This window comes from Tunturiibacter gelidiferens, from assembly GCF_051013345.1.
Classification (GTDB): domain Bacteria; phylum Acidobacteriota; class Terriglobia; order Terriglobales; family Acidobacteriaceae; genus Edaphobacter; species Edaphobacter gelidiferens_A.
The window spans coordinates 6,439,721-6,451,554 of the sequence record NZ_CP132939.1 but is presented as its reverse complement, the minus strand read 5'-3'; the positions used below and the strand labels follow the sequence as shown (position 1 = coordinate 6,451,554).

Annotated in this window: 11 protein-coding genes; 5 read left to right on the top strand and 6 right to left on the bottom strand. The window is 59.1% G+C overall.

Annotated elements, in window-relative coordinates:
• Positions 1–40: 40 nt before the first annotated feature.
• Positions 41–982, bottom strand: a complete 942-nt coding sequence (locus tag RBB80_RS32705) for a branched-chain amino acid transaminase (RefSeq protein ID WP_183789622.1) — start codon at positions 980–982, stop codon at positions 41–43.
• Positions 983–1,046: 64 nt separating this feature from the next.
• On the opposite strand from RBB80_RS32705, the gene RBB80_RS32700 reads away from it, so the two are divergent.
• The 4 genes from RBB80_RS32700 to RBB80_RS32685 all read left to right on the top strand — a co-directional run bounded on the left by RBB80_RS32700 (position 1,047) and on the right by RBB80_RS32685 (position 3,271).
• The gene (locus RBB80_RS32700) at positions 1,047–1,724 is read left to right on the top strand and encodes a MarC family protein (protein ID WP_433966241.1); all 678 of its coding nucleotides are present in this window, start codon (positions 1,047–1,049) and stop codon (positions 1,722–1,724) included.
• 140 nt (positions 1,725–1,864) lie between these two features.
• Positions 1,865–2,224 carry a DinB family protein gene (locus tag RBB80_RS32695; protein WP_433966240.1) on the top strand — a complete coding sequence of 120 codons (360 nt, stop codon included), beginning with the start codon at positions 1,865–1,867 and terminating at the stop codon, positions 2,222–2,224.
• 334 nt (positions 2,225–2,558) lie between these two features.
• Positions 2,559–2,726, top strand: coding sequence for a hypothetical protein (locus RBB80_RS32690; RefSeq protein ID WP_433970001.1), 168 nt, complete (start codon positions 2,559–2,561; stop codon positions 2,724–2,726).
• Positions 2,723–3,271, top strand: coding sequence for an SUMF1/EgtB/PvdO family nonheme iron enzyme (locus tag RBB80_RS32685; protein ID WP_433966239.1), 549 nt, complete (start codon positions 2,723–2,725; stop codon positions 3,269–3,271). Before RBB80_RS32690 ends, RBB80_RS32685 begins: the two co-directional genes overlap by 4 nt.
• Before the next feature lie 17 nt (positions 3,272–3,288).
• Here the strand turns inward: RBB80_RS32685 and RBB80_RS32680 are convergent, their stop codons facing one another.
• Entirely contained in the window at positions 3,289–4,821 is a 1,533-nt protein-coding gene (locus RBB80_RS32680; RefSeq protein ID WP_433966238.1) for a glycoside hydrolase family 1 protein, read from the bottom strand.
• A 93-nt stretch (positions 4,822–4,914) separates the two neighbouring features.
• On the opposite strand from RBB80_RS32680, the gene RBB80_RS32675 reads away from it, so the two are divergent.
• A complete protein-coding gene (locus RBB80_RS32675; protein WP_433966237.1) occupies positions 4,915–5,085 on the top strand; it encodes a DUF5522 domain-containing protein in 171 nt (56 codons plus the stop codon).
• Between the two features lie 12 nt (positions 5,086–5,097).
• Here RBB80_RS32675 and RBB80_RS32670 read toward each other — a convergent pair whose 3' ends face one another.
• The 4 genes from RBB80_RS32670 to RBB80_RS32655 form a co-directional block, all read right to left on the bottom strand.
• Entirely contained in the window at positions 5,098–6,009 is a 912-nt protein-coding gene (locus RBB80_RS32670) for a tetratricopeptide repeat protein (protein WP_433966236.1), read from the bottom strand.
• Between the two features lie 65 nt (positions 6,010–6,074).
• Positions 6,075–8,285 (bottom strand): VWA domain-containing protein, encoded by a 2,211-nt coding sequence (locus RBB80_RS32665; protein WP_433966235.1) that lies wholly within the window; start codon positions 8,283–8,285, stop codon positions 6,075–6,077.
• A gap of 17 nt (positions 8,286–8,302) precedes the next feature.
• Complete coding sequence (locus RBB80_RS32660) at positions 8,303–8,497, bottom strand: hypothetical protein (RefSeq protein ID WP_433966234.1); 195 nt, start codon at positions 8,495–8,497, stop codon at positions 8,303–8,305.
• Between the two features lie 172 nt (positions 8,498–8,669).
• Positions 8,670–11,822 carry a TonB-dependent receptor gene (locus RBB80_RS32655; protein WP_433966233.1) on the bottom strand — a complete coding sequence of 1,051 codons (3,153 nt, stop codon included), beginning with the start codon at positions 11,820–11,822 and terminating at the stop codon, positions 8,670–8,672.
• Between the last annotated feature and the right edge of the window lie 12 nt (positions 11,823–11,834).

The window sequence follows — 11,834 nt, the reverse complement described above, 5'->3', positions numbered from 1 at the left end:
GCCAGGGCTGCCTCTCTTCTTTTGTGACCAATTCAGTTGCTTATACGCCGACCGGTTCGCCAACCTTCACATTTACAGGCGTCAGCCAGTTGTGGCGGTCGGGAAGTGTGCCATGGACGATGCCGAAGAACTCATCGTGCAGCGCTTTGGTGATCGGGCCCATCGTGCCGTCGCCAACCATGATGCGGTCTACCGAGCGGAGATGGGTCACCTCGGCAGCTGTTCCGGTGAAGAACGCCTCATCACAGATGTAGAGCATCTCGCGGGGAAGAGCCTGCTCGACCACTTCGATGCCAAGCTGCTTCGCCAGGGTAAGAACGGAGCTGCGGGTGATGCCGTTGAGCACCGAGTTCGCCAGCGGAGTGGTGTAGAGCACGCCGCCGCGCACCAGGAAAAGGTTCTCGCCCGATCCTTCGGAGAGGTAGCCATTGGTATCGAGGCCAATGCCTTCGGAGTAGCCGTTGATCTCGGCCTCCATGCGAATTAGCTGCGAGTTCATGTAGTTTGCACCGGCCTTGGCGAGCGTCGGCATCGTGTTCGGGGCGAGCCGGCTCCAGCTCGACACGCAGACATCGGCCCCGGAGGTGCCGGGAACATATTTGCCCCAGGGGTAATTTGCGATGTAAACCTCAACCGGCGACTTCAGCGGATTAACCCCAAGCTCACCATACCCACGAAACGCGATCGGGCGAATATAGCAAGGGGCGACGCCATTGGCCTCCACCACATCGATGACCGCCGCCGAGAGCTGTTCCACGTTGTAGGGAAGCGGCATCCGATAGATCTTGGCCGAATCGACCAGCCGAGCCATATGCTCCGGCAGACGGAAGATGCTTGCAGCGTTGGGCTGGGCGTAACAGCGGATGCCCTCAAAGACGGAAGAACCGTAGTGGACGACGTGGGACATAACGTGGATCTGAGCTTTGTCCCAGGGGATGAGGCTACCGTTGTGCCAGATGTTCGTGGTGGTCTGTATGGGCATTCGTACGCTCCTAAGCGCTGAAGAACCATTATAACGGCTCGCCGTCATGGGAGAATAGAGAGTGATGTTCGATCCCCATGCCGTCAGTCTCGCGAGGCTGGAGCACTCAGCGTACGTGCAGTTTTCTGTTCTCGCGCTCAGCTCCATCTTCTTTCTCGTCGACCCGTTTGCCGCTCTGCCCACCTTTCTCGCGGTGACGGCAGGTGCGGACGCGCCGCGTCGACGAAAGATGGCGTGGAAGGCCTCCGTTACGGCATTGGTTGTTCTCAGCGCATTCGCCGTGGCCGGGCAGTACATCTTCAAGATGTTTGGCATCACCCTTCCCGCCTTCGAGATTGCGGGAGGCGTCATCCTTCTGCTCATCGGTCTGGATATGCTCGAAGCGAAACGCTCGCCCACGCAGGAGTCAACCGAGGAGACCACGGAGGCCGCTCAGAAAGAAGATGCAGGCATCGTACCGCTCGGAATTCCGATGCTGGCCGGTCCAGGCTCCATCACCAGCGTGATGGTTCTTGTCGGCCAAGCGCAGACCCGCTGGCAGATGATCGCGATTCTAGTGTCGATCTTCATCACGGCCTCCATCTGCTACCTCGTCCTCGGCAACTCCGACCGCGTCGCTCGCGCCTTGGGAGAGACCGGTGTCAGAATCCTCGTACGCATCATGGGCCTGCTGCTGGTCGCCCTTGCGGTGCAATACTTTGTCAACGGCATGGTCGATCTCGGCGTTATCACCAAACCTTAACAAACCTTAACCGTTTTTTGAGCTGTCTCTAAAGGCTGTTTGCGCATATGCTGACTTCAAGGGCCTGGTAGCCTTTCGGCAACTTTGACCTCTAACCGGGCATCACATCTCCGTCCTCGATCTCACGAAGCGAGAAGAATATGGCCCAGACCGCGCAAGCTCCCGCCGCAGCAACATCACTCCTCGCTCGCTACAAAGCCGTTCGTCAGGCGAGCAGACATCTTTGTCGTCCCTTATCCCCGGAGGACATGATGGTGCAGTCCTCTCCGGAAGCCAGCCCGGTCAAGTGGCATCTCGCCCATACCAGCTGGTTCTTCGAGACCTTTGTTCTCCGCGAGTTCGCTGCCGGCTACCAGCCCTTCCATCCCGACTTCCATTGGCTCTTCAACAGCTACTACAACTCGCTCGGCGATATGCCCGAGAAAAACTCCGCGCCTCGTTCTCCCGCCCTCCCCTCGACTCGATCCTCGCTTACCGGACTCACGTCGACGCCGCTATGACTGGCCTGATGCAGCATCCCCTCGAAGACGAAGCTGGCCGCCGCATCGCCCTCGGCCTCGAGCACGAGCAACAGCATCAGGAACTCATCGCCACTGACGTCAAGCACGCTCTCTTCACCAACCCGCTGCATCCTCCCTATCTCGAATCACCCGCAAAGCAGAAGCTTGACACCATCGCGCCGCCTCTGGACTGGATCGACTTCGCCGGCGGGCTCACCGAGATCGGTTTCAAAATCGACCCCGCCGATCCCATTCAATCCATCTCCGCCTTCGCCTTTGACAACGAGACCCCCGTCACCCGGTCTATCTTGCCCCCTACCGCCTCGCCACACGTCTGGTCACCTGCGCCGAGTACCTGGCCTTCATCGACCAGAACGGCTACAACCGCTCCGAGCTCTGGCTCTCCGAGGGCTGGACCACCAATCGCGCCGAAGGCTGGCAGGCTCCCTCTACTGGCGTCGCGACGAAGAGACAAACTCCGGCTGGTCCATCTACACCATGAACGGCTTTCGCTCGCTCGACGACCTTAGCGAAACCCCCGTCTGCCACCTCAGCTTCTTCGAGGCCGACGCCTACGCTCGCTGGGCCGGCCACCGCCTCCCAACCGAGTTCGAGTGGGAGCATGCCGCCAGCCAACTCGGTCTCCTGCGTAAAGAAGTTGAGTCACAACCCGCGGTCCTCACCTACCAGCCGGACCCCGCGCAGAAGCTCGCCGCAATTCCCGCCGTTCAAGCCAACCTCTTCGAAACCGGCAACCTCCACCCAACTCCAGCTTCGGGGCTCTCCGGCCTCCAGCAGATGTTCGGCGACGCCTGGGAGTGGACCGCCAGCGGCTACACCGGCTATCCCGGCTACAAGCCGCTTCCGGGCGCACTCGGCGAGTACAACGGCAAGTTCATGTCCTCGCAGGTCATTCTTCGCGGAGGCTCCTGCGTTACGCCAACCACCCACATCCGCCCCACCTATCGAAATTTCTTTTCGCCATCCACGCGCTGGCAGTTCTCCGGTCTCCGCCTCGCACAGGACGCCTCAAATAACACCGCATAACCACATCGACTTGCCGATCAGGTAAGCCGATTCGAACCCGCAACCCGCCCATACCAAAGTCCCGAATCCTTCACGATCCGCCTCTGATCGCGGAAGTCGACATAAGTCAATCCATATCGCTGGGTATACCCGTCCGCCCATTCGAAGTTATCAAGCAAACTCCAGGCGTGATACGCGCGAACCTGCGCTCCGTCTGCGATAGCCCGCGCCAACTCCGCCAGTATCTCCCGATGAAAGGCAATCCGCCGCGCATCAGGAACTCGCCCGCTATCATCAGGCCCATCCAGATAGCAGCAGCCATTCTCGCTGATCTCGATGATCGGATGATTGAACTCCCGCGAAATCTGCGTCACCAGGTCATAGATGCCGCGCGGCCATATCTCCAACCCGGCCTCAGTCAGCGGCCCCTCGGTCGGCATCTCTACATGCATCTGCGTCAGCGGGTCACGCGCTGCGCCTCCTCCCTCGCCCTCGGTCTCCGTGCCGAAGTGTCCTCCCACCCCCGCACTCCCGCTGGCATTTGATACGACTCGCCGCGTGTAGTAATGAAACCCAACCCAATCCAGCGGCACTTTCATGATCTTCTCATCGCCCGCTCTGAATCCCATCGCCTCATACGGCGTCGCGCCAACGAACGCCTTGGGATACTCCCCGTGCATCGCAGGATTTAGAAAGTAGAGATTATTCATGGCGTGATACCGCGCCGTAGCCGCCCGATCCGCCTCGCTGTCGGTCTTCGGATATGCCGGAGCCATCCCATAAGCGCTCCCCACCGTAGCCTTCGACGACGCAGCCTTGATCGCGCGAAACGCCTCACCCTGCGCCAGGTTCACCGTATGCGCAGCCTTCAGAAACTGATTGAAGTCAACCTTGCAAGGAGGAAAAACTCCCACGCCATACCCGTAGTAAGTAAACGTCCACGGCATATTAAACGGCGCCCATGTCGTTATCCGGTCGCCCAGATGCTTCGCAAGAATCCCCGCAAAATCCGCATAGTACGACGCCAGATCGCGGTTTGGCCACCCTCCGCGGTCTTCAAGCGCCTGCGGCAGATCCCAGTGATAGATCGTGCAGAAGGGGCGAATTCCAGCTTCCATCAACGCATCGACAAGCCGACTGTAGTGGTCGATACCCTTCTGATTTACCGGTCCCGTCCCACTTGGTTGCACCCGAGACCACGACGTAGAAAACCGATAGCTCTTCTGATTGAGCCGCTTCAGAATCGCGATGTCGTCTTTGTAGAGGTGGTATTGGTCGCAGGCAATATCTGCCGTTGCCCCGCCCTTCACCTTTCCAACCGTGTGCGCGAACCGGTCCCAGTTCGATTCGCCCTTCCCATCGACGTTCCACGCGCCCTCCACCTGGTACGCCGCCGAAGCCATCCCCCACAAAAATCCATCCGGGAAGCGCGCACCTTCGATCGCAGATTCTGTTATCGACCCCGGAACACGATCCTGCCGCATCGCCGAACTCGCCGCCAGTCCACGGCTAGAAAACAGGGCAGAGCTTGCAACGGCAAAGGAACTCCTCAAGAAAGTACGACGATCCATCCCAGACCCTCTTTGGAAAATGAGCACCGCAGTCGCCCCACCCGCAGGTCTCAAACTGATCTAGGATTATGTCAGCAATGCAGGCCTCCAGCAATGCAGGATTCCATCAAACCCGTTGTCATCCCACCCTCTGAAGACGTCTCTCCGGAGCTCCTGCCCGAAGACTTCTACTATGAAGGCCCATACCTCGTATTCACCGCCGCCTACCACCTCAAGCGGGGCTACTGTTGTAACTCAGGTTGTCGTCACTGCCCCTACAAATAGGTCAATCGCAACTCAATTAGGGATCTGTGGCAGCAGTGGCGGAACACCACCGTTGCGCGCATCGGCAACCGAGGTCTTCTGATTCCGCAGAGCAATCGCGTTCCGCACCAGGCTTATCACGCGCGGATCTTTGCGGTACTTCGCCAGCACCTCATCCGAATTCATCGATCCCAACACGTCGAATCCACCCTCACTGGAAAGCGTAAGGTAGCGAAGCATATTCTCTTCATCGCCGCGATGAGCATAGAGCCTCGCTATCTCGAAGCAGTAATGCGCATGATCCGCCGGCGAGAGCATGTGAGCCTCTATTCCGCTCGCCCCGTGGTGTTGCATCATGTCCGGATCCAGCGTCAGAGCGATATCGAACTGCTGCCGCGCCTTCTCGAAGTTCTTCTCTTCAAAATAAGCGGTCCCAAGATTGGAGTGATAGATCGCCGACTTCTTATCCAGTTTGATCGCTTTTCCGTAATCAGAGATAGCGTTTCCGTAGCGTCCTTCCACATACTCGGCCGCTCCAAGGTTGTTCCATCCCTGCGCGTTCTTCTTCTGCAGATGGACCACCCGCAGAAAATAATTGCGCGCAACCTCTATGTGTCGCAGATCAAGTTCAGTCACGCCCATTCGAATTAATAGTTCCTGTTCCGGGCCGCCGCGCTGCAGCGCATAGCCGTAATAGACCAGGGCATCTTCCGGAAAACGCCGGGCGCGCAGAACGTCTCCCGCTATTTCCAGTTTTTGCGGGCTCGCAGTCGCCGGATCGGGGAGATGGGGCTCGATTGCAAACCAGTCTGCGCTTTGATGTCGTAAGTCGCGAGCCGCGTCGGGGGTAGCGGGTGTCGCAAGCTTCTGCGACGTCAGGGGAGAGTTGGAAAGCACCAAACCGAGAACAGGGAGGAGTAGAGTCAAGCGAAGTTGCGGTCTCATACCAGGACCTCACTAATTCGCCATCATCATCGGCCTCGTAATTATCACTGTCAATAGCCACTTCGTCAGGGTTTCATAGGACCACCAGAGGTAACCGGCGCGGCAGCAGCGGCTGCGGGAGCCACCACCGGCGCGGTCCCCGGCTCCACCCTCATCGCCATCCGGGGAAAGCTGAAGCTCCCTCCGGCATCGTCGATCACATTCACCTGGCACACATAGGTTCCGGGTTTCAGCGGTGTCAACGGCACATCGAACTGGAACGCCACCGCACTCCGGTCGGGGATGTTGACAGTTTTGGCCTCAACTAGCGGCGTTTCATACACTTTCACGCCGCCAATCAGAAATTCAATGCTGGTCAGGACCCGAACCGGCCCGCCCTCACGCCGCGTCAAACCCGGAGAACTGGCGGCTGCAGGCACACCCTTCTCCTTCGCCGGGTCATACACCTCGTACAGAAAGTAGAGATGCTGGTCCTGCCGAAACACATGGGGCACATTCGGAATCCACTCCATCCCGTCCCGCACCAGCGGACTCGCGGCCTTTTTGGCGGTGTTCGGCACTCGCTGGCTCGACAGCACAATCGAACTCAGCTTCAGCGGAATCTTCTTCAGATCCGGCACCTGGAGGTCGGTCTCGAAGCTTCCCATCGCTCCCGTCTGGTTCTCCCGCACCACAAACTTCAGGTGGTACTTTCCTGGAGCCAGCGTGAATCCGGTCGAATACTGGATCTTCTTCTGCTGAACCTGCTGCGCCGCATCCAGCGCCAGCTTCACCGTATCGCGCACGTTACCGACAACGATTCCCTCAGCGTTCTTCACCTGCCCAATGATGTCGATATTTGCCTTGTCCCGGTCGCCGTTCTTCACAATATGAATCTGCGACCCCGGCACAATCAGCGATACCGGAACAAAGAACTTGTTGTCGCCCATCCGGAAGTACAGCGCCTGCAGATAGATCGCGACATCGGTCGCCGGGAGATCGCTTCGCAACTCCTCCATCAGAGCCTGCTCCCGATCCTCTGTCTTCTGGTGCTGAAAGTCGGCAGGCGCGTAGTAGCCCGGCCGGTAGTCGAGCTTCACATCGTTGCGATTCAGCTTCACCGTCAGGTGTCGGAAGCTTCCATCCCGCGCCGTATTGGTCGAGCGGAACCCGACGATGTAGTAAGCCTCCGTGTCATGCTGCACCTGCTGAAACGCGGGCGCAAAATCATTCGAATCAAAGAAAGCCTTCCCGCCCGTGTCGGACGAGAGCGTCGCCAGCGTCTCCTGCGAGCCGAAGTTCGCATCGAGCATGCTCTGCATCGCGCCGCCGCTGTAAGCCGCAGTCCCGCGCAGGCTTCCGGTCGAGGCATTTCCCACCGGCGGCAGGGCCTCCAGCCCGCGGGAGTCCACACTGTAGATCGCCATGTTCGCCTTCACAGCCTCATTCGTGGCAGCCCGCATGCTCGCCTGGTTTTCGATACCCTGTCGCGTCAGCCCACCGCTGAAGTACAACAGACTCTTCCGCTGATCCACCCTCTCAAGACTCTTCGCAATCGTCCGGATCGCATACAACTCACGATCCGTATTCAGCGCGTTGTACTCGCTGTCGTCCGAAGTAAAGCTCGAAGCATCATCCGCCGTCCCACCCGAGTTGCCCCCTTCATTCCCGTTCGCAAACCCCATGCCTTCGGTCCCGTTGTACTTGCCCAACCCCTTCAGCAGGGCCACCTTATCCGACGTAAAGTCCTGATCCATGCTCAGCCCGGTAGACATGCTCACCAGCGCAACCAGGTCCGCCGCCTGCATCTTCTTGTTCACATAGGCCTGAGCCGACTCCACCGCCCGGTCGATGTCCTCCGGCTGCATGCTGCTCAGGTCAAAGAACATCACAATCAGCCGGTGATCCCGCAGCGTAGCCGGATTCGCCGCAAACTCCCCATTCACCAGATCCGCGATCGTAGCCTTCCCGATCACGGTCGACTTCTCCCGTAGCACCGCAGCTTCATCGACATTCTGATAGTCAAAACTCTCAATCTTCTGCGGCTTGCCATTCTCCAGAATCGTGAAGTCGCTCGCCTTCAGCCCCTTCACCACCTCGCCAGTCTTCTTGTCTCGCACCACAACATTGGTCAGCACAATATCGCTCTGCACCTTCAACGTGAAGCCACCCGAAGCGTCAGGCCGCTGCGCCCGTCCAGCCACGGGCATCCCTGCAATCACACCCACCAGCATCGCAGCCAACGCCCGTCGCAAACCCAACGCTCGTCGCAAACCCAACGCCACTCGCAGACCCATGGCCTCGCTCCTCACAATCAAAACCGGTACCGCGCCAGTACCGTCAACCGCCGCATCGCCGCCGCCGAAGTTACCTGCCCGAACGTCTGCGAGTTCAACGTCGTATCAATCCCCGAGTACTGCACCGTGTTGAAGACATTGTTCGCCGTCACCCTCATCTCAAACGACCGAGTCTCCCCCAGCGCCACCGTCCGCGACAGCGAAGCATCCACCGCCACGATCCCCGGCCCTTCAATCGACCCACGCGACGCCGTCCCATACCCATTCGCGGGCGCAGTAAAAGCCGCGGTATTGAACCAGTTCAGAATATTCCCCTCCCCGGAATCGGCTGCGAAAACACCCTGTCCGGTCGCAGCGTATTGTTGGTCCCCGTAGCCGTCTCCGCTACCGTCGAAACATAGTGCGGCGTAAAGTAAGTCCCCGAAGCGAACGTAAAATCGCCCGACAGCGAAAACCCATCCAGCGCCCTCGACCAGAATCCCCCTTCGACAAGAAGGCCCGATTCGGCCCAAACGGCAGCTCCAGCACCCAGTTTCCCGTCACCTGGTGCCGCACATCAAATGAACTATTCCCCTCCTCCGCATTCAAATCCATATCGTTCTGCGCCGGAACCACCGTCGTCCCACCAATTGACGAAGCATTATCAATCGAGTGCCCATAGTGATACGTCGCCTGCAGCGAAACTCCCTTCTGCAGCCGCTTCCGCACATTCACGCTCAACTGCTGAAACCGCGAAAACCCCAGCGAATCCTCATAGTTGAACGGCTGCGCCCCAGGATTCAGCACGCCCGTCGCAGTCCGGTTCGGCGCCCGCACAATATCCAGCTCTCCACCCTTCGCCCTGTTGTATCCAACGTTCGCCACAATCCCCAGCGGAAACGTCCGTTGAATATCCACGTTCCAAACCTGTACATGCCCCAGCCTGTAGTCCAAATTCGCCGCATAGTTGTTCTGCACTGCCGTCGTCGAGCAGCCAAAACCATTCGCCAGCGTCAGCGTCCCCGGCGTGCATCCCGTCTGCCCCACCACGTTTGTCTGCGTCAGCGCAAACGGCACCTGCGCCGAAAGGTTCCTCGCCAACGTCGCATACTGCCCCGTGTTGAAGTTGATCCCATACCCTCCGCGCACCACCGTGTCCTTGAAGATCTTAAGCTTCGGCCGATAAGCAAACCCCACCCGCGGCGAGTACATATTCCTGTCCGGATTTACCAGCGATCGCACCGACCCCGTCCCACATGCTCCCGCAATCGCCACCGGACACACCGGCGCCACCACCGAGAAGTCCGCATTGTGATCCAGGTTCACCAGCCGATTATCCTTCTCCACATAAGGCGAAAAGTACTCATAGCGAATCCCATAGTTCAACGTCAGATTCGAAAGCACCCGCCAATCGTCCTGTGCATACCAATCGAAGACATTCGCGCGCAGATACGTCTTCTGCGTCGCCGCCTGAATCGCCGACTGCTGCGGCAGACCCAGCAGAAGATCAGCCAACCCATATCCACTCGGCGGTACCACCGGGCAATTCACCGTAGACGATGGCGTACACGCGCTCGCCGGATTCACCGTCGCATACCCGGTAAACGTAAACGACCCCACGACATTCGTCCCACCCACCGTGTCCGCATGCACTCGCCGAATATCCACTCCATAGCGCATATTGTGCTTCTTGTATCTGTAACTGACAAAGTCCGAGAACGAGATCGTCTGATTCACCGCATCGCTCGGCAGTGCCTGCGTCAACCCGGTAAAGTTCGACACGCTCACGCCAGGCAGCCCGTTGTAGATTCCCGTATCGCCGCCAATCACCGGCTTCGGAATGCTGATCCCTGTGCCGTCCAGCGGATCGCTGACATTCGTAAAGTAATTTCGCGCTGTAGCATGCGACCGGTTCCAGTTGATCGATGCGTTGTTGGTCAGGTTGCCATATCCGATCGTGTAACCAGCAGTCACGCCATACCCTGTCGTCTCCGTGGCGCCACCCAGCGGCAGAAAGATATTCCGGTTATCTGCAGCCGTGTGCGAGTAACTCCCATTGAAGTTGATATTCTGCCGCAACGTCGCTGGCCCGTTACCCTGTTGTTGCCTGCGTCCCCCTCCAAAGGTATTGTTCTGCCCAAAGTTCCGCACATATCGCAGCGCCGCTGTCGTAGCGTTGTTTCCCGCAGTCGTAATCGTCTGGTAGTTGTAACCTTGTCGTCCGGTAGCCGAGATGTTCGGCGCGGGATAATACTTCAACAGAGCCGCAGCCTGCGGAGTCACAGCCACCTGATTATTCACAAACGGCTGGCCAGTCGCAGGGTTATACAACGTCACCGGTGTCGTCACTCCACCCACTGTCTCTGTCAGTCCGGAAAAATCTCCGTTCCGCTCCGCCAGCGTCGGCACCGTGCCGTACAGATTCGAGGGGGTAATATTCCGCTGCCCCGTCACGTTGAAGAAGACGAACTGCTTTGTGCTCGCCTTCACCACTCCCGGAATAAACGGCGACCCTGTAAAGCTCACACCAAATCTGTTCGAGCTATAACTCGGCTTCACCACCGGAGCGCCCGTCAGTGAAAAGTTCGTTGCATCCAGCGCACCGTTGCCGCCCTGATAGAAAATCGCTCCATGCGGCTGCGTAGGATTGAATCCTCGAAACCCGCCGCCACCGCCGCCTCCTCGGCCGCCACCGCCGCCTCCTAGGTAGACCTGATTGCCGCCCCCTCCTCCACCAGGTCCGCCGCCACCCGGACCGCCAAATCCTCCACCACCCATCATCCCGCCCAGCATCCCCACTACTACATTCGCCATATCCCCGACCGCCCCACCCTGCCGTTGCGCCTGCGCAATTGCGTCCTGCACCCGCGCCCGAATATCGTCTTCGCTGTATCCCGCAAGACCATTCGTCTGTCCCACAGCGCCATTCACTGTCACCGAATCGCTCGCCGCCGCTTCACTTCCGCCAAGCCCTGACAAGGATGGAAGTTGCGCCCCCGCGTTCCCTCCACCCGCCGTCGCATCCGCAGATCCCGATGCATCTCCCGTCACACTCAACGCCTGTAGTCCCCGCGCAACACCGGCACTTGTCGCCGCCGCCTGCCGTTCCTCCTCCTGCTGCACCCGCGAAGCCAGCTGCAACCCAAACTCTGCAACCTGCGCAGGCTTGCCGCCAGTCTGTCCAGCGGCGTTGATCAGAACCTCCTTCGTCTCCGTTGCAAACGCCGCAAGCTCAGCCTTCACCACGTAGCGTCCATTGCGTGGAACCGTCATGGCAAACGCGCCATTCGCGTCCGTCGTCGTCGCATACTTCTTTCCGGTCAGCGTATTGCTCGCAGTTACGGCAACTCCGGGCAGTGGCACCGCTCCAGCCTTCACCGTTCCACTAATGGTCCCGCCACTCGCTTCAACCGCAGCAGGCGCCACCCCATTCTGAGTCACCGGCGGCGTAGCCGGTTGAGTCGGCGTCACAGTCTGCCCCCACGCGCTCCCAACCAACGCCAGACCCAACGCCATCGATCGAATTGATCCCTGCACCTTTACCTCGCCTCGCTCCATCGCCCGACAACT

Coding starts and splice junctions, on each gene's coding strand:
- RBB80_RS32685 (WP_433966239.1), top strand. CDS start 2,723: ATGAACGGCTTTCGCTCGCTCGACGACCTTAGCGAAACCCCCGTCTGC.
- RBB80_RS32665 (WP_433966235.1), bottom strand. CDS start 8,285: ATGGGTCTGCGAGTGGCGTTGGGTTTGCGACGAGCGTTGGGTTTGCGA.
- RBB80_RS32675 (WP_433966237.1), top strand. CDS start 4,915: ATGCAGGATTCCATCAAACCCGTTGTCATCCCACCCTCTGAAGACGTC.
- RBB80_RS32695 (WP_433966240.1), top strand. CDS start 1,865: ATGGCCCAGACCGCGCAAGCTCCCGCCGCAGCAACATCACTCCTCGCT.
- RBB80_RS32705 (WP_183789622.1), bottom strand. CDS start 982: ATGCCCATACAGACCACCACGAACATCTGGCACAACGGTAGCCTCATC.
- RBB80_RS32680 (WP_433966238.1), bottom strand. CDS start 4,821: ATGGATCGTCGTACTTTCTTGAGGAGTTCCTTTGCCGTTGCAAGCTCT.
- RBB80_RS32700 (WP_433966241.1), top strand. CDS start 1,047: ATGTTCGATCCCCATGCCGTCAGTCTCGCGAGGCTGGAGCACTCAGCG.
- RBB80_RS32670 (WP_433966236.1), bottom strand. CDS start 6,009: ATGAGACCGCAACTTCGCTTGACTCTACTCCTCCCTGTTCTCGGTTTG.
- RBB80_RS32655 (WP_433966233.1), bottom strand. CDS start 11,822: ATGGAGCGAGGCGAGGTAAAGGTGCAGGGATCAATTCGATCGATGGCG.